Genomic DNA, 21034 nt, shown 5'->3' with positions numbered 1-21034 from the left:
CAAGCTAATGACTGCGCAATTTGAACACGTATCCGTATTAATGGACGAAACCATCGATGCTCTTGCAATTAAGCCAGACGGCATATACATGGATGGTACTTTTGGACGTGGCGGACACTCAGGTCAAATACTTGCTCGACTTGGTGAGCAAGGGCGTTTACAGGCCATTGATCAAGATCCACAAGCAATAAAGTCGGCTGAAAAATTTGCCGATGACGCACGCTTTGCTATAGCTCACACCCGCTTTTCTAACTTATACGATGTTGCAGAGCAAAACGATCTGTTAGGTAAAGTTGATGGCATTTTATTAGATATTGGCGTGTCCTCACCCCAGCTTGATGACGCAGAGCGTGGCTTTAGCTTTATGAAAGACGGCCCTCTTGATATGCGCATGGACCCAACAAGTGGGCGCAGTGCAGCGCAGTGGCTAGCCGAAGCTGAGCTTGAAGACATTACCCATGTAATTAAAACCTACGGTGAAGAAAAATTTGGTAAGCGTATTGCCCACAAAGTACTTGAGGTAAGAGAGCACACGCCAATTACCACAACCAAGCAACTTGCCGATTTAGTCGATGAAGCGGTGCCCGTTAAAGATAAATTTAAACACCCAGCCACACGTACATTTCAGGCAATCAGAATTTACATAAACAGTGAACTGGAAGAAATTCAAACCGCACTGCAAGCCGCTGTAAAAGTATTAAAGCCAGGTGGACGTTTAGTGGTTATTTCGTTTCATTCACTTGAAGACAGAATAGTGAAGCAATTTATTAGAAAACAGAGTAAGGGAGAAGCGATACCCAGAGGTCTGCCTTTAACCGACGCACAAATAAATAAAAACCTGACGTTAAAAGCAGTGGGTAAAGCTATTAAACCAAGTGCTGAAGAAATAGAGCGTAATCCACGCTCTCGCAGCTCAGTACTTAGGATTGCACAGAGGCTTGGATGAACACTAAAGCGAATCATCGCCAACCCAATTTATTTTTAGAAATATTAAAAGGCCTAGGAGCTAACAAGCTAACCTCGGCCTTGTTGGTTGTGATATTCGCTTCAAGCTTTGCAGTAGTTCAGGTTACGCACTCGGCTCGCGCGCAGCTAATTGAGCAAGATACGCTGCTACAAGAGCGAGATGAGCTCGACCTTGAATGGCGTTATTTACTTGTAGAAGAAGAGTTTTATTCGCAGCATGCGCGCATTGAAGAAGTTGCTACCACGCAGCTTCAAATGAAGCGCCCTACCAGTCAGGATGAACAGGTAATAATAATACAATGAGAAATCGCGGCAAAAAACAGGTCAATAACTTAATCACATGGCGCTTTATGTTGGTGTGCACTGTGGTTTTTTTAGTGTTTGTAACACTGGTGTCGCGTGCTGCCTATTTACAAGTTATTGAGCCAGATAAAGCCCGTTCAGAAAGCGATAAACGCACCGTGCGTGTAGAAAAACTACATGTACAACGCGGTATGATCTTCGATCGTCAAGGCAAAGAGCTTGCTGTAAGTGTGCCTGTAGTCAGTGTGTATGCCGATCCTAAAGCATTGGATAAGTCACTTGTTGCTAAAGTTATAAAACAAGCACGTAAAAACGGTGAAGATCATAAAACGCTTGCAGAAAATGCCGCTGAGCTTGATAAGCGTACCTCTGTTTATTATGAAAATGATCTGCGTTGGCGTGAGCTGGCAGATGTTTTACGTATCGATCCTAAAAAAATAAATTCGCGTTTATTAAATGATCCCACCCGTCGTTTTGTGTATTTAAAGCGCCAAGTTACACCGGCTGTTGCCAACTACATTAGCCAATTACGCTTACCTGGTATTCATTTGTTAGATGAGTCTAAACGTTATTACCCTGCAGGAGAGGTAACGGCCCACATTATTGGTTTTACTAACATTGATGGAAAAGGCATAGAAGGCATTGAAAAACTCTACGAAAATGCCTTAACAGGCGAAGAAGGCCGTCGCACTATTCGTAAAGATGCTCAAGGCCGCGAAGTTGAAGTATTAGATGAGCGTGAGCGTGTAGAGCCTGAAAATATTCAGCTGAGTATTGATCAACGTATTCAAGCAATTGCTTATAAAGCAGTAAAATCTGCTGTACTCACATATAAAGCGACATCGGGGTCGGCCATGGTGGTTGATGTTAAAACCGGTGAAGTTTTGGCCATGGTAAATAGCCCATCATTTAATCCAAATAATTTGAACGATGCACAACCACATAAACGCCGTAACCGCGCAATTACCGATTTGTTTGAACCAGGCTCAACCGTTAAGCCACTAGCCATTTTAGCTGGGCTAGACTACGGCGCAATTAAAGCCGACGACACCATTGATACCTACCCAGGTTGGATGCGTTTAGGCGGCAGTTTAGTAAAAGATACCCGTAACCACGGTGAAATGACGCTTCGCGAAATTTTAAAGTATTCATCAAACATGGGCGTGGCGAAGGTAACGCAGCAAGTACCTAAAGATTACTTAGTTGGCTTATATCAAAAAGTGGGCTTTGGTAGCGATACCGGCACAGGCATGGTCGGCGAAAGTAGTGGTTTATTTTATCCAAACCGCCGCTGGTCTGACTTTGAAATTGCCACGTTATCGTTTGGTTATGCTATTTCGGTAAGTACGGCGCAAATGGCCCGCTTTTACACCATGTTAGGTGCCGGTGGGATTAATCGTCCGTTAACGATTTTAAAGCAAGACGGTGTGCCAGAAGGCGAGCGTATTTTTAAACAAAAAGACGTAGAAGCCGTTGTTCACATGATGGAAAGCGTGTTTGAAAAAGACGGTACAGCCCGAAACATAAAAGTAGATGGCTACCGTGCGGCAGGCAAAACCGGTACTTCTAAAAAGGCGGTTGCTGGTGGTTACGGTGATGAATACGTAGGTTATTTTGCAGGTGTAGCACCGGCAAGTAATCCACGCTTGGCTGTGGTAGTGATGATAAATGAGCCCGGTGGCGATGTGTACTATGGAGGTGCCACCGCAGGCCCTGCATTTGCAGAAATCGTCTCTAACGCATTAAGAATATTAAACGTAGCCCCTGATAAGGAAGAAGTGGCTTACGTAAAAGGTAAAGATAACGATGCGTGATTTAAAGGCTATTTTAAAATACATCGACATAGATGCACCTTCGCAGCTAGTTAAAGATTTACGCCTTGATAGCCGTGATGTAACCCCTGGCGATGTATTTGTGGCTATAAAAGGCCATGCGCTTGATGGCGGACAGTTTATTGCCAAAGCAATTGAAAACGGCGCTACAGCCATTATTGCCGATAGGCTCTGCGAATTTGATGTCACTTTTGAGCCACTGTATTTAGTAACTGAGCTTGATAAAAAACTCCCAGAGCTAGCGAGTCAATTTTATGAAAACCCAAGCCAATCTCTCGATTTAATTGGTGTAACGGGCACTAATGGCAAATCTACAACAACGGCCATGATGGCGCATTTAGCGCAGTTTTGTAGTACCCCTTCGGCCATTATAGGCACATTAGGTTATGGCCACCCCGATACACTTACGCCACTTATTAATACCACGCCTTCGGCTGTTGACTTGCAGCACATATTGCATGACTTAAAACAGCAGCATAAAAAGCTTGTGGCGATGGAGGTTTCATCGCACGGGTTAGTGCAACAACGTGTGGCACAATGCCAATTTAAAGCGGCGGTATTTACTAATTTATCGCGCGATCACCTTGATTATCACGGCGATATGACAAGTTATGGCGACGCTAAGCTTATGCTGTTTCGCGATTTTGACCCACAGCTAGTGGTGCTTAATCAAGACGATGGGCAAGCAGAGCAATGGCTTGAAAAATACAGTTTTAATAATCTTATTTGTTATGGTCGTAAAAATTTAGCACCTAAAAATGCACAGTATGTGTATTTTTCTGATGTTGAATATTCTAAAAATGGTATTTCGGCGCAATTGAGCACAAGTTGGGGTGATATTAGCGTAACATCGCCTCTATTTGGTGAGTTTAACTTATATAATTTAACTGCGGCACTGGCAACATTGTTGGGGCTAGGTTATCCGCTTGAGCAGTTAGCCGCCGGATGCGCGCATTTGCACCCCGTTGCTGGGCGTATGCAAGCGTTTAGCGAAGTTAATTTACCCACGTGCGTTGTTGATTACGCCCATACGCCTGATGCACTTGCTCTGGCTTTACAAGCATTGCAAAAGCATGTGCCTGGTGGGGTTAGTTGTGTTTTTGGTTGTGGCGGCGACAGAGATAAAGGTAAGCGTGCCTTAATGGCGCAAGCGGCAGAGCAAAATGCAGATAAGGTTATTGTTACCAGCGACAATCCGCGTTCAGAAAACCCAGATGCTATTTTGGCAGATGTGGCAGCGGGTTTATCGCAGCCTGAAAAAGCCCATTTAGAGGCTGATAGAGCAAAAGCCATTCGCTATGCAATAGAAAATGCAAATGCGGATGACGTAATTTTAATTGCCGGCAAAGGCCACGAGGATTACCAAATTATTGGCGATCAACGTATCGACTTTTGCGATCGCAGTTATGTAAAAGAACAACTAAAAAAAGCAGTAAGAGGGATAACTCAATGATCCCAATGGACTTTGATTGGCTGGCAAATGTGCTAGCAACCGATTATCAAGGTGATAATCTCAATGTAGTAAATATTAATACCGATACCCGCAGTATTTGCGACGGTGAGGTGTTTTTAGCTTTAAAAGGGCCTAATTTTGATGGCCATAAATTTATTGCTGACGCTAAACAAAAAGGCGCTATTGGCGTTATTGTTCAGCATAAAGTAGATGTAGATATTGTGCAGTTTGTTGTTAGCGATACCCGTATTGCATTAGGCAATATAGGTGCGGCAGTTATGGCGCAGGTTAACCCTAAAACCATTGCTATTACGGGCAGCGTGGGTAAAACAACGGTAAAAGAAATGTGCGCCGCTATTTTATCGGTGCACGGAGATGTGCTTGCTACAAAAGGTAATTTTAATAACGATATTGGCGTACCACTTACGCTATTACGTTTAGAGCCGCAGCACCGTTTTGCTGTTATAGAGCTTGGCGCTAATCATTTAGGCGAAATTGCTTACACTACCGCCATGGCAAAACCCGATGTAGCTGTGGTGTGTAATGTGGCCGCTGCGCATTTAGAAGGCTTTGGCAGCCTAATGGGGGTTGCGAAGGCAAAAGGTGAGATTTTTGATGGCCTAAAAGACGATGGCGTTGCCATTGTTAACTGCGATAGCGAATTTAGCCAATACTGGCTTGATAAATTAAAAGGGCGCACTGTTAAGTGTTTTTCAAGTACTGAAAAACTTGATATTTGGGCTGAAAATATCAGCCTAGACGAAAATGCTCGCGCAAGCTTTTTATTGTGTACACAAGATCAAAAAGTACCAGTAACGCTTGCTCTTCCTGGTAAGCACAACGTGAGTAACGCGCTTATTGCCGCGGCTTTAACCAGCGAGTTTGATGTATCACTTGAAGAGATAGCCACCGCACTTGCCACCATGGGCGATGTTAAGGGGCGCGTAAATTTAATAAAAGTAAGTGATTCACTGACTGTTATTGATGATACCTACAATGCAAACGTTAAGTCGGTAAAAGCAGCAATTGATTTATTAAGTGATATTCAAGGGCTCCGTATTTTAGCACTGGGCGATATGGGAGAGCTTGGTGAACAAGCCAGAACTTACCATCAAGAAGTAGGCGAATACGCCAAACAACAAGGCATTGATGAGCTGTATACGTTAGGTGTGTTAAGTAAATACGCAAGCGATGTATTTGATAAGCCAAACCGTCATTTTTCTAACCGCGAAGAGATGCTCAAGCAAATTCAAACCAGTCTTAATAACACAAACAATAAAACCACGCTTGTGGTGAAAGGATCGCGCAGTTCTCGCATGGAATTATTAGTAACCGATTTAGTAAATGGCCAGCAACAAGCCATCAATGGAGTATCATAATGTTAGTTTGGCTGGCAGAGTATTTAACCCAATATTACAGTGGCTTTAATGTTTTTTCGTATTTAACCCTACGTGCCATTTTAGGCATATTAACAGCGTTAATGATGTCGCTTTATTTTGGCCCTAAGCTCATTCGTTCGTTACAAAAAATGCAAATTGGCCAAGTAGTACGTGATGATGGCCCCGAATCTCACTTATCTAAAAAAGGCACTCCTACTATGGGAGGCTTACTTATTTTAGGCGCCATATTTACCAGCACCTTATTATGGGCTGATTTATCAAACAAATACGTATGGGCAACCTTATTTGTAATTGGCTCATTAGGTTTAGTGGGCTTTATAGATGACTACCGCAAAGTAATACGCAAAGATCCTAAAGGGTTAATTGCTAAATGGAAGTATTTTTGGCAATCGGTTATTGCTCTAGTGGTGGCAACTGCACTGTATGCAACGAGTACACAAGCGTCAGAAACCTCACTCGTTGTGCCATTTTTTAAAGATGTATTGCCACAATTAGGCTTGTTTTACATTGTAATTACTTACTTTGCATTAGTGGGCACTTCAAACGCGGTAAACCTGACTGATGGCTTAGATGGCCTGGCGATTGTGCCGACTATTTTAGTGGCTGCAGCACTGGCCATAATTGCTTATTTAACCGGTAATATTAACTTTTCGGCTTACTTACATATCCCGCATTTACCGCTTGCTAGTGAGCTGGTGGTTGTGTGTACCGCTATTGTTGGCGCTGGGTTAGGCTTTTTATGGTTTAACACTTACCCAGCACAAGTGTTTATGGGTGATGTAGGGTCGCTGGCACTTGGCGGCGCGCTGGGCATTATTGCTATTTTAGTACGCCAAGAGCTACTGCTTATTATTATGGGCGGTGTGTTTGTAATGGAAGCTTTATCGGTAATTTTACAAGTGGGCTCATACAAATTACGCGGACAGCGCATTTTTAGAATGGCGCCGATTCATCATCATTACGAGCTAAAAGGTTGGCCAGAGCCACGTGTTATTGTGCGCTTTTGGATAATTTCAATTGTGCTAGTACTTGCTGGCCTTGCGACATTAAAGATTCGATAAATGCAGTATTTAAACGAGATAAAAAACAAACATATAACAGTGCTCGGACTCGGTGTAACCGGTCTGGGCATTGTGCGTTTTTTATTATCTCATGGTTTTGCACCCAAGGTCGTTGATAGCCGGGTTGCGCCACCAGGTATGGATTGGCTAAGCGAGCATGCTCCTGAGCTTAATACGCATTTTGGTGATTTAGCTAGCGCCGCGCTTTGTAAAACCGACATGATCATCATAAGCCCCGGGCTTAGCTTAAAAATTCCCGCAATTGCTCAAGCAATAGAGTCAGGCATTGAAGTAATTGGTGATGTAGAGCTGTTTGCTCGTATAAATACAAAACCGGTTGTTGCTGTTACAGGCTCTAATGGTAAATCAACCGTTGTTACCTTGGCCTACGAGGTATTAAAAGCAGCAGGTTATAAGGTGGCATTAGGTGGCAATATTGGCACTGCGGTATTGGATTTACTAAGTGATGATTTTGACGTGTATGTGCTGGAGCTTTCGAGTTTTCAGCTAGATACCTGCTCAAGCTTAAAACCAATAAGCGCAGCGGTATTAAATATATCTGAAGATCATTTAGATCGTTACGACAGCTACCAAGCCTATATCGACTCTAAATTAAGTATTTATAACAATGCTGAGCTTTTAGTAACCAACGCAGATGATATTCAAACTAAGCCTATTAGTCGCGCTTTAGCGCCGCAAATGAGCTTTGGCACCGACCAAGGTGATTACCACTTAGCTGAGCGCAATAATGAGCTGCACTTTATAGTAAAAGGCGAGGCGTACTTACCTGTTAGCACGCTTGCGGTCGTTGGTAAGCACAATTACTTAAATACACTTGCGGTTATGGCGTTATTAAGCCCGTTTGATATTAGTAAAGAACAGTACGCAGCGGCGCTTTGTCAATTTAATGGTTTAGCGCACCGTTGCCAGTTTGTTGATGAGCAACATGGTGTTCAATACTTTAACGACTCTAAAGCCACCAATGTTGGCGCCACTATAGCGGCAATAGATAGTTTGGCCTCAGATCACGAAAACCTGATTGTTATAGCCGGTGGTGATGCTAAAGGCGCTGATTTAAGTGCGTTAAAGCCATATATAAAAAGTCATGTAAAAGCGCTTATATGCTTTGGGAAAGATGCAGCAGAGCTTGCTGCTTTAACGAGTAAATCGCACTTAGTAAACACAATGCAAGAGGCGGTATCGCTCGCTAAAGTACTTAGCAAGCGCGGTGACATTGTATTACTTGCCCCTGCCTGTGCCAGCATTGATATGTATAACAACTACATGCAACGCGGTGATGACTTTGTGCAATGTGTAATGGAAGGGCAATTATGATTGCCTTTGCCGATTTAAAAGAAACACTCACCCCAAAACCCTCAGCACAGCTTTACGATGTGCCACTGCTTTATTGCATGTTAATGCTTATAGGGGTGGGTTTTATAATGGTGACCAGCGCCTCAATGCCCACAGCCGAAAGGCTGTTTGATAACTCATACCATATTACCATTCGCCACAGCATGTTTTTAGCGATGGCATTTGTTTTATTTTGGATTGCCGCCAGCGTGCCTATGGATTGGTGGAAGCGCTCAAACCCGTATTTGTTGCTGCTTGGTATGGTGCTACTTATTGCGGTGTTAATTATAGGCCGTGAAGTCAACGGCGCTAAGCGTTGGATACCCATTGGACCTGTTGGTTTTCAGGTAGCCGAGGCCGCTAAATTATACTTTTTCAGTTATATAGCAGGCTACTTGGTAAGAAAGCGCGAAGAAGTACAAGAAAATATTAAAGGCTTTGCTAAGCCTATCGCTGTATTTGCGGTCTATGCCTTACTTATTTTACTACAGCCCGATTTAGGAACCGTGGTGGTTATGTTTGTAACAACTGTGGGGCTGTTATTTTTGGCCGGCGCAAAGTTATGGCAGTTTTTTGTACTTATTTTAACGGGCGTAGGGCTTGTTGTATTACTGATTATTGTAGAGCCATACAGAATGGCGCGAGTGGTGGGCTTTTTAGACCCTTGGGAAGACCCATTTGGCAAAGGGTATCAGTTAGTGCAATCGCTTATGGCCTACAGCCAAGGCGGCTGGTTTGGCCAAGGGTTAGGTAACAGCGTGCAAAAGTTACAGTATTTACCCGAGGCGCATAACGATTTTATTTTTGCCGTTATAGGTGAAGAGCTAGGCCTTGTAGGTGTAGCAAGTATTTTATGTGTGTTGGCTGTGTTTGTATTTAGGGCGCTTTTAATAGGCCAACAAGCTTTAAAATGTGGCAAAGAATACGAAGGCTATTTTGCGTTTGCTATTGGCATTTGGTTTGCGTTTCAAACCATGGTTAATGTAGGCGCCAGTGCGGGGTTATTACCGACTAAAGGGTTAACCTTGCCGTTTATTTCGTATGGTGGTTCAAGTTTATTAATAATGACGATTGCCACCGGTATTTTATTGCGTGTTGATTTTGAAACCAAAATGGCAACCAAACAAGCCACCTCACGCGGAGGTAAGCGATGAGTAAAAAATTAGTAGTTGTGGCCGGTGGTACAGGCGGGCATATATTCCCAGGTATTGCTGTAGCCGATTATTTAAAAGAGCAAGGCTGGCAAGTAAGCTGGATAGGCACGCCAGACAGAATGGAAGCGGATGTTGTACCAAAGCACAACATTGAAATTGATTTTATTAATGTAAAGGGCGTACGCGGTAATGGCTTAAAGCGTCTTATTAAAGCCCCATTCATGGTACTTAATGCAATATTGCAGGCGCGTAAGGTATTGAAATCTCAGCAACCAGATGTAGTGCTTGCTATGGGCGGCTATGTAACTGGGCCAACCGGCATTGCCGCTAAAAGTTTAGGCATCCCACTGGTGATTCATGAGCAAAATGCAGTAGCAGGAATGAGCAACAAGTGGTTGGCAAAATTTGCTAACAGAGTACTTGCTGCGTTTCCAAGCGCCTTTGCACCAGGGCAAGCCGAATTAGTCGGTAACCCAGTACGTGCAAGCGTTGCTAATGTAGCTAAACGTGATGTTTCAATCCCTATTAATATTTTAGTGGTGGGAGGCTCGCTAGGCGCACAAGTGCTTAACCAAACACTGCCAGAGGCGTTTAATTTACTTGCTAAAACAGCGCCAATTAAAATGTGGCACCAAACAGGTAAAGGCCATATTGAGGGCGTGAAAAGCGCGTATGCGAAAAACAACATTGCAGATGAAGACCTAAAAGTTGCTGAATTTATTGATGTTATGGACGCCGCCTACGCGTGGGCCGATATTGTTATTTGCCGTGCTGGTGCACTGACTGTTAGTGAAATTGCCGCCGCGGGTAAAATGGCTGTATTTGTGCCGTTTCCACATGCGGTAGACGATCATCAAACCGCCAACGCAAAATATTTAGTAACCGCAAATGGCGCGCTTTTAATGCCTCAGCCGCAGTTTAATAAAGATTCAATAGTTGAGCTATTAAACCCGTATTTGGCAAAGCCTATATTAATTAAACAAATGGCCAGTAATGCTAAGCAGCAAGCCATTTTAGATGCCACAGCAAGCGTTGCCTCGCACTGTGAGCAAGTAACAAATAAGAGAAAATAAGTGAAAGATAAGTCAATACAAGAACAACAAACTCGACCTGCTATGCGTCGAATAGAAACCATCCATTTTATTGGTATTGGTGGTGCGGGTATGGGCGGCATTGCTGAAGTACTGGCTTTTGAAGGCTACCGCATTACAGGCTCAGATATAGCGCACAGCGCAATGACCGAACGCTTAATTAAAGCCGGTGCAGAAGTATTTATAGGCCATCACGAAAACAACGTAAAAGATGCCAACGTAGTTGTTGTTTCAAGTGCTATTGATGAAACAAACCCTGAGATTATTGCTGCAAAAGCAGCGCGTATACCGGTAGTTCGCCGTGCAGAAATGCTTGCCGAATTAATGCGTTTTCGCCATGGCATTGCTATTGCGGGCACACATGGTAAAACCACAACAACCAGTTTAATTGCCAGCATTTATGCTCAGGCAGGGCTTGATCCTACTTTTATTATTGGCGGCTTATTAAATAGCGCGGGCAGTAATGCAAAAGTGGGCAAGAGCGACTTTTTAATTGCTGAGGCAGATGAAAGCGATGCATCGTTTTTGCATTTACAGCCTATGGTATCGGTGATCACCAATATTGAAGAAGATCACATGGAAACCTATGGCGGCAGTCTTGAGAAAATGAAAGACACTTATGTGGACTTTATTCATAACCTGCCATTTTATGGCTTAGCCGTAGTGTGCATAGACTCGCAAGTAGCAAGTGAGCTGATCCCGCGTTTTGGTCGCCCTGTGATCACGTATGGCGAGTCAAAAGATGCCGACTACCGCATGAGCGATTTTAGCCAATCAGCAAGTACTTGTACTTTTACAGTGACACATAAAAGCGGTGAAAGCTTAAGTGCAACGCTTAATATGCCAGGTAAGCACAACGCACTTAATGCCACGGCGGCAATTGCAGTGGCTAAAGATCAAAACATTGCTAACCACGCAATTTTAGAGGCGCTGCAAAAATTTGAAGGCATAGGACGACGCTTCCAGCATTATGGCAATTTTGAAAATGAGCGCGGCAATGTCATGCTGGTGGATGATTACGGACATCACCCATCAGAAGTTGCTGCCACCATTGCAGCGGTACGCGAAGGCTGGCCAGAAAAGCGTTTAGTTATGGTTTATCAACCACACAGGTTTACCCGTACACGCGATTTATACGAAGACTTTGTAAAAGTATTAGCAGATGTAGATCAACTTTTATTACTAGATGTGTACAGTGCCGGCGAAGAGCCTATTGTTGGCGCAGACAGTAAAAGCCTGTGCCGCAGCTTACGTCAGCGCGGAAAAGAGCCTCTACATGTAGCAACGAGCGCAGAGCTTGCTGGTGTATTGGCCGATAACTTACAAAATAACGACTTAGTTTTAACGCAAGGCGCTGGTAATATAGGACAATTGGTTAAAACATTAGCGGCAACAGGTATGTCGGTGGAAAAATTAAAGCAAGGTGAAGTATGACGCAAGAAAACGCGCAATTTGGTAAAGTAGCAGTACTGCTTGGGGGTAACTCAGCAGAGCGCGAAGTGTCACTACGTTCAGGGCAAGCGGTGCTTAATGCACTACAAAATGCCGGTGTTGATGCCATTGCTTTTGACCCGCAAAATCGCTCTTTGTGGGAGCTAAAAGAATTACAGGTCGATCGTGTTTTTATTGCTTTGCATGGCCGTGGTGGCGAAGATGGGACAGTGCAAGGCGCGCTTGAATTTATGAACTTGCCATACACGGGCAGCACTGTATTAGGCTCAGCCTTGGCAATGGATAAAGTACGTTGTAAGCACTTATTTAAATCTGCAGGGCTAAGTACAGCGCCTTATGCAGTTGTTGATGCTAAAAAAGGCTTTGATGCAAAAGCTATTATGGATGAGTTTAAAAAAGTAATGGTGAAGCCATCGCACGAAGGCTCAAGCATAGGTATGGCGCAAGCAAGTACCGCTCAAGAGCTTGAAGATGCTCTTACACATGCTTTTAAGTTTGATAGCCAAGTGTTAGTAGAGCAGTGGATAACCGGCCGCGAATTTACCGTGACTGTATTAGGCGATGAAGTACAGCCTGCGATTGAAATGACGACTCCAAATGGTTTTTACGATTACCAAGCTAAGTATCAATCAAATACAACACAGTATCATTGCCCTGCAGATTTATCGGCGCAAGATACACAGCACTTACAGGCTATCTCGTTAGAGGCGTTTGATTTAGTGGGTGCAAGCGGCTGGGGCCGTGTAGATGCCATGCAAGATGAGCAGGGGAACTTTTATTTATTAGAAGTAAATACAGTCCCTGGCATGACCGAAAAATCGCTGGTGCCTATGGCGGCAAAAGCAAACGGGGCAACATTTGAGCAATTAGTTGTTCGCATTTTGGGGCAAACGCTTTAATATGCATCCCCTTTTAGAAAAAGCTCAACAGTTAAAACAGCAACTTAACTTTAATTGGTCGCTAATTTTTGGTGTGAGCTTTTTTCTGGTGGTAGTGATTGGGCTCGTGCAAATAACTACCGGTGTATCTGATTGGCTAGTAGAGAACAAAGATGCACAAATAAAGCACTTAACAGTGCTAGGAAAGCCCAAATACACTGACGAAAAGGCCATAATAAAAGCAATAAAAAAGGCCGATTTAAGCAGTTTTTTTGAGCTAGATGTAAAACGCGTACAGCAACTGGTAAAAGATTTACCTTGGGTTGCAACCGTATCGGTACGCAAGCAATGGCCCGATACAATACAAGTGTACGTAGTTGAACACGAAGCCGTAGCCCATTGGAATAGCGATTTACTGCTAAACCAAAGTGGCGATGCCTTTGAAGCAAGTAGCGATAAACTCGCCAATGATTTACCGCAACTTTACGGCCCAGAAGGCAGCGAAAAAGAAGCGTGGATTGCCTTTAAGCAGTTTGACGAAATGCTAAAGGTAAATGCATTAACGTTAAAAAGCTTAGCCCTTTCGGAGCGTTTTTCGTGGCAGTTATGGTTAGATAATGGTGTGCGCTTAAATTTAGGGCGCAAAGACAAAGCAAAGCGAGTACAGCGGTTTATAGATGTGTACCCGCGCATGGAAAAGCGTGCAGATGCACAAATAGATGCAATAGATTTACGCTATGATACCGGCCTTGCAGTTAGCTATAAGCCTGTGCAAGAACAGCAATTACAAAATAAGAGTAAGGCATGACTAAGTCAGCAGAAAGAAACCTAGTGATTGGATTAGACGTTGGTACCTCAAAAGTGGTGGCCACGGTAGGTGAAATCACCGCAGATAACAAGCTCAGCATTGTTGGTGTGGGCAGCCAAGTATCTCATGGTATGGATAAAGGCGGCGTTAACGATTTAAACTTAGTGTCTGAGTCGATTCGCCGAGCAATAGATGAAGCCGAGTTAATGGCCGATTGTCGTATTAGCTCAGTGTACTTAGGGATTTCTGGCAAGCACATACAATGTCAAAACGAAAGCGGCGTGGTTGCTATCAATAATACAGAAGTAACCGATGAAGACATTGAAAATGTAATTCATATAGCGCGCTCTGTGCCTATTTCGGCCGAGCGTAAAATGCTGCATGCATTACCGCAAGAATACAGTATTGATATGCAAGAGGGCATTAAAAACCCCCTTGGTATGAGCGGTGTACGTATGGAAGCACGTGCACACATTATTACCTGCTCAAACGACATGGCTAAAAACATTGAAAAATGTGTTGAGCGCTGTGGTTTAGAGGTTGATCAGCTTATATTTACCGCACTTGCATCGTGTTACTCGGTTTTAACCGATGACGAAAAAGAGCTTGGCGTAGCGGTACTTGATATTGGTGGTGGTACAATGGATATCACTATTTATATTAACGGGGCATTACGTCATTCTTCGGTTATCCCAGTGGCGGGTAATCAAGTAACCGGTGATATTGCAAAAATATTTCGTACACCTATATCACATGCTGAGTCACTCAAAGTACAATATGCATGTGCAAGTAGCCAAATGGCCAGTAACGAAGACACCATAGAAGTACCAAGTGTAGGCGGGCGACCAGCACGATTAATGTCGCGCCATACTTTATCTGAAGTGGTAGAGCCTCGTTTTAGAGAATTATTTGAATTAGCGATGGAAGAAATTCGTCGCTCAGGTTTAGAAGACCAAATTGCGGCAGGCCTCGTTATTACAGGCGGGACTGCTAAAATGACTGGCGCAATGGAAGTGGCTGAAGACATTTTCCAAATGCCAGTGAGGATAGGCAAACCAATCGGGATAGTTGGTTTGACAGACTACGTAGACGATCCTTCGTACGCAACCGCTGTAGGTTTGTTACAATACGGGCGCACTATGCAATCGATGAATGCACAAAAGTCGAAAGCAGAGGATAATAATAATTGGTGGAACCGCATTACTAAATGGTTCCAAGGCGAGTTTTAAAGTACTCAAGTCGGAGAGTAAACATGTTTGATATGATGGAACAACACAGCGAAGAAGCTGTAATTAAGGTAATTGGCGTGGGCGGTGGCGGCGGTAACGCTGTTGAGCACATGGTAAAACAACAAATAGAAGGTGTGCGCTTTATAGCCGCAAATACGGATGCGCAAGCATTACGTAATTCCGCTGCCGATATTACTGTACAACTAGGCACGCAAATAACTTCAGGGTTAGGTGCAGGTGCAAACCCAGAAGTAGGCCGCGAATCGGCTGAAGAAGATGCAGAAACAATCCGTGCCAGCCTTGAAGGCGCAGATATGGTATTTATTGCTGCCGGCATGGGCGGTGGTACAGGTACTGGTGCTGCACCAGTGGTTGCTAAAATTGCCAAAGAATTAGGTATTTTAACGGTTGCTGTAGTAACGCGTCCTTTTGACTTTGAAGGCAAAAAGCGCGCAGCAGCTGCTGAACAAGGCATTAACGAATTGTCAGAAATTGTAGACTCACTTATTACAATTCCGAACAATAAATTGCTTAAAGTTTTAGGTAAAGGGACTACACTGTTAGATGCCTTCGCTAAAGCAAACGATGTACTTTTTGGTGCTGTTCAAGGTATTGCGGAGCTAATTACACGTTCTGGTTTAATTAACGTGGATTTCGCCGACGTACGTACCGTAATGTCAGCAATGGGTACTGCCATGATGGGCACAGCCTCTGCATCAGGCCCAGATCGTGCTCAAGAAGCTGCAGAAGCGGCTATCTCAAGCCCATTACTAGAAGACGTTGATTTAACCGGTGCTAAAGGTATTTTGGTTAATATTACTGCGGGTATGGACATTGCGATTGAAGAATTTGAAATTGTGGGTAACCACGTTAAAGCGCTAGCGTCTGAAAATGCAACTGTGGTTGTAGGTGCGGTTATTGACCCAGAAATGAGCGACGAGTTACGTGTAACCGTTGTTGCTACGGGTTTAGGCGGCGATCGTCGTCCGCAGTTTGGTATTGTTGATAACGGCTTTAAAAAGGCATCAGGTTCTGATGTAGCAAGTTCATCAAACCAATCTAGCAGCATGTACGTACCAAGCTTTGCAAGCCAAGGCACAAGCACTGAAGAAACGACGCCAAGCACGCAAGTAGAAAGCAAAGAACAAGCGCCATCTACAAGCTCAAGCAACACGGCAAGTTCATCAGCGCAAAACAGTAAAAAAGCGGATAAATCAGAAGGCGGAGATTATTTTGATATTCCGGCTTTTTTACGTAAGCAGGCTGATTAACATTTACTAATGCTTTTGTTTGAAATATGTACAAATATTGAAAGGCAAAAGGATTTATGTTAAACTCCGCCGTCTAACCTGTAACTGATTTAAAAGTGAGCGAACCTATGATTAAACAGCGTACGATTGCACAAGTAGTCAAAGCCATAGGAATTGGACTTCATAAAGGTGAGAAGGTCACAATAACTCTCCGACCTGCGAGCGCAAATACCGGGATTGTATTTCGTCGTGTCGACCTTGATCCGGTTGTTGATTTTGAAACAACACCTGAAGCCGTTGGTGATACGCAGCTGTGTACCTGTTTAATTAACAAAGATGGCGTTCGCTTATCAACGACTGAGCACCTAATTGCCGCGGTTGCTGCAATGGGTATCGATAATTTAATTGTTGAATTAGACAGCTCAGAAGTGCCGATTATGGATGGTAGTGCATTACCGTTCATTTATTTGTTACAAAAAGGCGGCATTGAAGAGCAAAATGTTGCGAAACGCTTTATTCGTATAAAAGAAAAAGTACGTATTGAAGAAGGTGATAAATGGGCCGAAGTAGAACCATATGATGGTTTTCATATCGACTTTGAAATTGCCTTTGATCACCCGGCCATTAATGAAAGCCGCCAGCGCATTGGTTTAGATATTACTGCGCAAAGCTTTACTGAAGAAATTAGCCGTGCACGTACGTTTGGTTTTATGAAAGACATTGAATACATGCATGCTAATAACCTAGCACTTGGTGGCAGCATGGACAGCGCAGTAGTACTTGATGACTTTAAAGTGCTAAACCCAAATGGTTTGCGCTACAGCGATGAATTTGTAAAACACAAAATATTAGACTGTGTGGGCGACATGTTTATGACAGGTCATAACCTACTAGGTAAAGTAACGGCTTATAAATCGGGTCACGATTTAAATAATAAGTTACTTCGCAAAATTATGGCAACAGAGTCAGCATGGGAGTGGGCAACATTTGAAACGCCTGTTACGATGCCTGCACCCGGCCTTGAATTAGCGACGGCCTAATTTAGTATTTTTTAAAAATACACGCTCACAAACAGTTATAAAAAATGACGCTTAATAGCGTCATTTTTTTTGCCTTAAATTAGCGAGTTGCAGCTAATTACTATTAATTTTTAATAATTAACGCGCAGCTTAAAGCGCTAAAATTGTTGGTAACTGTGCCAGTTCAGTTATGGTGTAGGTTGGGCTTATGCCTGCTGGTAACTGCTCGCCTGGGTGCTGTAGCCAACAGGTATCAATACCGGCATTATTGCCTCCTAAAATGTCGCTAGAGGCAGTGTCGCCCACCATTAATATTTTGCTTTTGTCTGGGTTACCCATAAGCTCAAATGTGTGCTCAAAAATAGCCTTGTTAGGCTTAGCAATGCCTACCAGCTCTGATATAACCAGCCAATCAAACATATTTTCAAGGCCGGTATGCGCTAGGCGCAGGGCTTGCAAACGTGCAAAGCCATTAGTAATAATACCCAATCGTGCATGCGGTTTTAAGGCATTTAGTAAATCGATTGCGCCGGGGAGTGGTTCACAAATTTGTGCCATAGCATCTAAAAATGCATCGTTTAGCTCTTTAGCGGGTACCCCTAATTTTACAGCCCACTCGTTAAAGCGGGTTACTTGTAAGTAATCGGCGCTAATTTTTCCATCTTGATAATCTATCCACAGCTGCTTATTAGTTTTTTGGTAATGGATGTAATCAGCTTGAGTAAACTCAATGTTGTACGCTTTAAACATGCGGGTCATTCCCGCTAAAATATCAAATCTGAATAGTGTTTCGTCTGCATCAAACAGTACATAACTGTATTTCATTAATTTTCCTGATAAAGGCTAGGGTGTAAAAAAGGAGCCATAGCTAAGGTAAGCGCTTGGGTGTAGGTGCTTTGGCGAGTGGCATGATTGTTTGTGAGAAGCCCTATCGCGCCGCCTTTTTGCTTAACATTATGGGTGTTAAATGCTTTATCCATTACATCGCCAAGCTCTTCTCCGCTTAGCAGCGCGTTATATAACACTTGCGGTAACGGCAGGTTACTGCTGCGTCCTATCGCTTGCTCAGAGCCATTATTAATAACAACATAGGCAAAGGTGGCAGCTCCATAGCTAAATTGCTCTGCACCGCCTTCCATTGCACAGTAGTAATCTGCTTGGTACATGTTTTTACAGTAAGTAACTCGGTTTTGTGCGCCTATACGGGTTTGTTCCTCGCCAATTGGTTGATCGGGAACATTTGAGGGAGCATCAACGCCTTGGCAATCAATTTCGTAACTAGGAAAGTACATTGCAAAAATATGTTTTGCAGCGTTAATTTTTACTGGGTTTTTAGAGCCCACAATAATTTTTAATGAGTGCGACACGTTTTCCCTCACTGTTAGCAAAAGCAGCAGTGTACGTCAGAAGTGTAAATCATAAAAGAGGGGCTAAATGGGTATATCTAAAGGGGCTAGGTTTTCAAGAGCACGCTTTTTAACAATAATGTCTTTAATAAGCGGGGTAAGCACCAGCTCCATTGCTAAACCCATTTTACCGCCTGGCACCACAAGGGTATTTATACGCGACATAAAGCTGCCTTCAATCATCTGTAAATAATACGGAAAATCAACGTCATCAATTCCTCTAAAGCGAATAACCACAAAGCTTTCATCTAGCGAAGGAATATCTTTTGCACTAAATGGGTTTGACGTATCAACCGTTGGCACACGTTGAAAGTTAATATGGGTGCGCGAAAACTGCGGTGTGATGTGGTTAATGTAGTCATCCATACTGCGTACAATTGAGTCCATTACTTTTTCGCGAGAGTGGCCGCGGTCTTGCGTATCGCGGATCAATTTTTGGATCCATTCAAGGTTAATAATAGGCACCATGCCTATAAGTAGATCCACGTGCTTAGCTACATCATGATCCTGATCAACCACGCCACCGTGCAAGCCTTCGTAAAACATTAAATCAGTGTTTGTTTCAAGATCTTGCCAAGGGGTAAACGTTCCCGGTAATTGATTATAAGGCACTGCTTCGTCAAAGGTATGTAAGTATCGGCGCAATTTGCCTTGGCCTGTTTCGCCGTAGGTACCAAATAAGGTTTCTAATGCGCCAAAGTCATTGGCTTCACGGCCAAAGTAACTTATGTGTTTACCTTCTTGTTGTGCTTCGCGTACTTTTTTATCCATTTCTGGGCGCGTGTAACGATGAAAGCTATCTCCTTCGATAAAAGCCGCATCAATGTTGAGGCTACGAAAAATATGTTTAATTGCATTGGTGGTAGTGGTAGTTCCCGCACCCGACGAACCTGTAATAGCAATGATAGGATGTTTAGCTGACATGTATTTTCTCTTTTTTAGGACCAAGTTAGTTATAAAGAGTTGACTGACTTAGGTCAAGTGACGCCATCGGCAAATAACGTTATCATGAGGTGCTTAAAAATAAAACGAGAGAAAGCATGAAACTTATTAAACCATGGCTTGGGCTAGTCTCTTTAGCGGCGCTAAGCCTTGCTACAGCGCAGGCTAGCATGCCTAAAAGCCAAATATTACTTGCTGATTTAAATACACCCTACGGTATGCAAGTGAGTATAGTGAGCGACAAAAATAGCTATAACAACCAACCTTATTTAACAAACCAGGGTATTTATTTCACCCATGAAGTTATTTCAAGCGAGCAAAGTCAAACCGATATTGCCTATTATGATTTAGCAACCAAGCAAGTAAGCAACATAATAAATACGCCAGTGAGCGAATATTCGCCCACTGTTATGCCCTCAAAACAAAGTTTATCGGCCATTGTGGTAGAGCAAGATAGCAAACAAAAGTTGTGGCAATACCCACTCAATACTGAGCAAGCACCAAGCCGTATTTTTGATTGGATTGAACCTGTTGGCTACCACGCATGGGGCGCTCAAAGCGATTTAGTGATGTTTATTTTAGGTGAGCCACATACATTGCAATATACTTCGGTTGCTGCGGCAAAAGGCGAGCTGGTAGCAAGTAACATAGGGCGTACGCTTATTTATAACAGTAAAACCGCAACATTTTTATTTAGTTACACAAAAAATGATCAGCATATTTTAGCAAGCTTTAACCCGCAATCTAAACAGGTAGAAGATTTACTTAGATTGCCAGAGCAAGTACAAGACTTTATTTTAAAAGATGCTAATACAGTGGCTTATGCGGTTAAAAACCGTGTATATATGCGTAATTTAAGCGGCAGCGATGAGGTTTCTCAATGGCTTAACTTGAGCCCATATTGCGAGACAAACATAACGCGAATGAGTTATAAAAACGACAAACTTGCCTTTGTATGCGATGTAAAATAATTCGGACTTTGCAGCGCGTATAGGCTAATGTAATGCACAATTAAACATTAAAGGGATCACCACGTGGCTTATAGTGCAGATGAGTTAACAGAGCAGCTCATTCAGTTAAAGTGCAGAAGCAACTTTAAAATTAAAAACATTGCTGAGTACATGTTAGCAAATTCTAAAGAAGCAATTTATACCCACAGCGAAGCGGGTAAAGGCAAAATAATTATTCGCCCAGCCTTTGAGGTGTTTAGCGATGATTTTGCAACAATTGATGAGGTAACACGAGTACAAGGTTATTTTCATAGTAGTGAGATGACACGCTTTCCTACACGTATTCACAAAAGTGCGCAGCCGATTCACTATGGTGTGGCCTTTAAAATTAACTCAGAGCAAGCAGCAAAAGACTTTATTGCCAAGCTAACACAGATTATTAACGGGTAAATAAAAGCCGCTGAGTGAGTAACTCAGCGGCTTTTTT

The 21034-nt window shown here is 43.2% G+C and carries 20 protein-coding genes; 17 read left to right on the top strand and 3 right to left on the bottom strand.

Going from position 1 to position 21034, the window contains the following annotated elements; all coding sequences use genetic code 11:
• The first annotated feature begins 7 nt into the window (after nucleotides 1-7).
• The 15 genes from rsmH (at nucleotide 8) to lpxC (ending at nucleotide 17270) form a co-directional block, all read left to right on the top strand.
• Entirely contained in the window at nucleotides 8-946 is a 939-nt protein-coding gene (rsmH, locus tag VOI46_RS13785; RefSeq protein ID WP_004589408.1) for a 16S rRNA (cytosine(1402)-N(4))-methyltransferase RsmH, read from the top strand.
• Complete coding sequence (gene ftsL, locus VOI46_RS13780) at nucleotides 943-1269, top strand: cell division protein FtsL (protein WP_004589409.1); 327 nt, start codon at nucleotides 943-945, stop codon at nucleotides 1267-1269. Before rsmH ends, ftsL begins: the two co-directional genes overlap by 4 nt.
• Nucleotides 1266-3083, top strand: coding sequence for a peptidoglycan glycosyltransferase FtsI (locus tag VOI46_RS13775; RefSeq protein WP_004589410.1), 1818 nt, complete (start codon nucleotides 1266-1268; stop codon nucleotides 3081-3083). The genes ftsL and VOI46_RS13775 overlap by 4 nt, the downstream gene beginning before the upstream one ends.
• The gene (gene murE / locus VOI46_RS13770) at nucleotides 3076-4554 is read left to right on the top strand and encodes a UDP-N-acetylmuramoyl-L-alanyl-D-glutamate--2,6-diaminopimelate ligase (RefSeq protein ID WP_004589411.1); all 1479 of its coding nucleotides are present in this window, start codon (nucleotides 3076-3078) and stop codon (nucleotides 4552-4554) included. The genes VOI46_RS13775 and murE overlap by 8 nt, the downstream gene beginning before the upstream one ends.
• Nucleotides 4551-5933 carry a UDP-N-acetylmuramoyl-tripeptide--D-alanyl-D-alanine ligase gene (gene murF / locus VOI46_RS13765; protein ID WP_004589412.1) on the top strand — a complete coding sequence of 461 codons (1383 nt, stop codon included), beginning with the start codon at nucleotides 4551-4553 and terminating at the stop codon, nucleotides 5931-5933. The genes murE and murF overlap by 4 nt, the downstream gene beginning before the upstream one ends.
• Nucleotides 5933-7015, top strand: a complete 1083-nt coding sequence (gene mraY, locus VOI46_RS13760; RefSeq protein WP_004589413.1) for a phospho-N-acetylmuramoyl-pentapeptide-transferase — start codon at nucleotides 5933-5935, stop codon at nucleotides 7013-7015. The genes murF and mraY overlap by 1 nt, the downstream gene beginning before the upstream one ends.
• A complete protein-coding gene (gene murD, locus VOI46_RS13755; protein WP_004589414.1) occupies nucleotides 7016-8350 on the top strand; it encodes a UDP-N-acetylmuramoyl-L-alanine--D-glutamate ligase in 1335 nt (444 codons plus the stop codon).
• Complete coding sequence (gene ftsW / locus VOI46_RS13750; RefSeq protein WP_004589415.1) at nucleotides 8347-9522, top strand: cell division protein FtsW; 1176 nt, start codon at nucleotides 8347-8349, stop codon at nucleotides 9520-9522. Before murD ends, ftsW begins: the two co-directional genes overlap by 4 nt.
• Entirely contained in the window at nucleotides 9519-10595 is a 1077-nt protein-coding gene (gene murG / locus VOI46_RS13745; RefSeq protein ID WP_004589416.1) for an undecaprenyldiphospho-muramoylpentapeptide beta-N-acetylglucosaminyltransferase, read from the top strand. The genes ftsW and murG overlap by 4 nt, the downstream gene beginning before the upstream one ends.
• Nucleotides 10596-12047, top strand: a complete 1452-nt coding sequence (murC, locus tag VOI46_RS13740; protein ID WP_004589417.1) for a UDP-N-acetylmuramate--L-alanine ligase — start codon at nucleotides 10596-10598, stop codon at nucleotides 12045-12047.
• The gene (locus VOI46_RS13735) at nucleotides 12044-12964 is read left to right on the top strand and encodes a D-alanine--D-alanine ligase (RefSeq protein ID WP_004589418.1); all 921 of its coding nucleotides are present in this window, start codon (nucleotides 12044-12046) and stop codon (nucleotides 12962-12964) included. The genes murC and VOI46_RS13735 overlap by 4 nt, the downstream gene beginning before the upstream one ends.
• 1 nt (nucleotide 12965) lies before the next feature.
• Nucleotides 12966-13751, top strand: a complete 786-nt coding sequence (locus tag VOI46_RS13730; protein WP_004589419.1) for a cell division protein FtsQ/DivIB — start codon at nucleotides 12966-12968, stop codon at nucleotides 13749-13751.
• A complete protein-coding gene (ftsA, locus tag VOI46_RS13725) occupies nucleotides 13748-14980 on the top strand; it encodes a cell division protein FtsA (RefSeq protein WP_004589420.1) in 1233 nt (410 codons plus the stop codon). Before VOI46_RS13730 ends, ftsA begins: the two co-directional genes overlap by 4 nt.
• A 23-nt stretch (nucleotides 14981-15003) precedes the next feature.
• On the top strand, nucleotides 15004-16251 hold the full coding sequence (gene ftsZ / locus VOI46_RS13720) for a cell division protein FtsZ (protein ID WP_004589421.1): 1248 nt from the start codon (nucleotides 15004-15006) through the stop codon (nucleotides 16249-16251).
• A gap of 107 nt (nucleotides 16252-16358) precedes the next feature.
• Nucleotides 16359-17270: a UDP-3-O-acyl-N-acetylglucosamine deacetylase gene (gene lpxC / locus VOI46_RS13715; protein WP_004589422.1), complete on the top strand. Its 912-nt coding sequence runs from the start codon at nucleotides 16359-16361 to the stop codon at nucleotides 17268-17270.
• 129 nt (nucleotides 17271-17399) lie between these two features.
• Here the strand turns inward: lpxC and yjjG are convergent, their stop codons facing one another.
• The 3 genes from yjjG to VOI46_RS13700 all read right to left on the bottom strand — a co-directional run bounded on the left by yjjG (nucleotide 17400) and on the right by VOI46_RS13700 (nucleotide 19579).
• Nucleotides 17400-18074 (bottom strand): pyrimidine 5'-nucleotidase, encoded by a 675-nt coding sequence (gene yjjG / locus VOI46_RS13710; RefSeq protein ID WP_004589423.1) that lies wholly within the window; start codon nucleotides 18072-18074, stop codon nucleotides 17400-17402.
• A complete protein-coding gene (gene yjjX, locus VOI46_RS13705; RefSeq protein WP_004589424.1) occupies nucleotides 18074-18616 on the bottom strand; it encodes an inosine/xanthosine triphosphatase in 543 nt (180 codons plus the stop codon). The genes yjjG and yjjX overlap by 1 nt, the downstream gene beginning before the upstream one ends.
• Before the next feature lie 63 nt (nucleotides 18617-18679).
• Nucleotides 18680-19579: a phosphoribulokinase gene (locus tag VOI46_RS13700; RefSeq protein WP_004589425.1), complete on the bottom strand. Its 900-nt coding sequence runs from the start codon at nucleotides 19577-19579 to the stop codon at nucleotides 18680-18682.
• A 116-nt stretch (nucleotides 19580-19695) separates the two neighbouring features.
• Between VOI46_RS13700 and VOI46_RS13695 the strand changes: the two genes are divergently transcribed.
• Together VOI46_RS13695 and VOI46_RS13690 are read left to right on the top strand one after the other, a co-directional pair.
• Entirely contained in the window at nucleotides 19696-20568 is an 873-nt protein-coding gene (locus VOI46_RS13695) for a hypothetical protein (RefSeq protein ID WP_004589426.1), read from the top strand.
• Nucleotides 20569-20631: 63 nt separating this feature from the next.
• The gene (locus VOI46_RS13690) at nucleotides 20632-20997 is read left to right on the top strand and encodes a hypothetical protein (RefSeq protein ID WP_004589427.1); all 366 of its coding nucleotides are present in this window, start codon (nucleotides 20632-20634) and stop codon (nucleotides 20995-20997) included.
• Nucleotides 20998-21034: the final 37 nt, after the last annotated feature.

It is taken from the genome of Pseudoalteromonas sp. CuT4-3 (assembly GCF_035666335.1).
Classification (GTDB): domain Bacteria; phylum Pseudomonadota; class Gammaproteobacteria; order Enterobacterales; family Alteromonadaceae; genus Pseudoalteromonas; species Pseudoalteromonas atlantica.
This window is presented reverse-complemented; position numbering and strand designations above follow the sequence as displayed.

Excerpts from the sequence above, each read along its gene's own strand:
- VOI46_RS13700 (WP_004589425.1), bottom strand. The coding sequence starts at position 19,579 with ATGTCAGCTAAACATCCTATCATTGCTATTACAGGTTCGTCGGGTGCG.
- ftsA (WP_004589420.1), top strand. The coding sequence starts at position 13,748 with ATGACTAAGTCAGCAGAAAGAAACCTAGTGATTGGATTAGACGTTGGT.
- VOI46_RS13775 (WP_004589410.1), top strand. The coding sequence starts at position 1,266 with ATGAGAAATCGCGGCAAAAAACAGGTCAATAACTTAATCACATGGCGC.
- murG (WP_004589416.1), top strand. The coding sequence starts at position 9,519 with ATGAGTAAAAAATTAGTAGTTGTGGCCGGTGGTACAGGCGGGCATATA.
- murD (WP_004589414.1), top strand. The coding sequence starts at position 7,016 with ATGCAGTATTTAAACGAGATAAAAAACAAACATATAACAGTGCTCGGA.
- mraY (WP_004589413.1), top strand. The coding sequence starts at position 5,933 with ATGTTAGTTTGGCTGGCAGAGTATTTAACCCAATATTACAGTGGCTTT.
- VOI46_RS13730 (WP_004589419.1), top strand. The coding sequence starts at position 12,966 with ATGCATCCCCTTTTAGAAAAAGCTCAACAGTTAAAACAGCAACTTAAC.
- ftsZ (WP_004589421.1), top strand. The coding sequence starts at position 15,004 with ATGTTTGATATGATGGAACAACACAGCGAAGAAGCTGTAATTAAGGTA.
- murE (WP_004589411.1), top strand. The coding sequence starts at position 3,076 with ATGCGTGATTTAAAGGCTATTTTAAAATACATCGACATAGATGCACCT.
- ftsL (WP_004589409.1), top strand. The coding sequence starts at position 943 with ATGAACACTAAAGCGAATCATCGCCAACCCAATTTATTTTTAGAAATA.
- ftsW (WP_004589415.1), top strand. The coding sequence starts at position 8,347 with ATGATTGCCTTTGCCGATTTAAAAGAAACACTCACCCCAAAACCCTCA.
- rsmH (WP_004589408.1), top strand. The coding sequence starts at position 8 with ATGACTGCGCAATTTGAACACGTATCCGTATTAATGGACGAAACCATC.
- lpxC (WP_004589422.1), top strand. The coding sequence starts at position 16,359 with ATGATTAAACAGCGTACGATTGCACAAGTAGTCAAAGCCATAGGAATT.
- murF (WP_004589412.1), top strand. The coding sequence starts at position 4,551 with ATGATCCCAATGGACTTTGATTGGCTGGCAAATGTGCTAGCAACCGAT.
- VOI46_RS13695 (WP_004589426.1), top strand. The coding sequence starts at position 19,696 with ATGAAACTTATTAAACCATGGCTTGGGCTAGTCTCTTTAGCGGCGCTA.
- yjjG (WP_004589423.1), bottom strand. The coding sequence starts at position 18,074 with ATGAAATACAGTTATGTACTGTTTGATGCAGACGAAACACTATTCAGA.
- VOI46_RS13735 (WP_004589418.1), top strand. The coding sequence starts at position 12,044 with ATGACGCAAGAAAACGCGCAATTTGGTAAAGTAGCAGTACTGCTTGGG.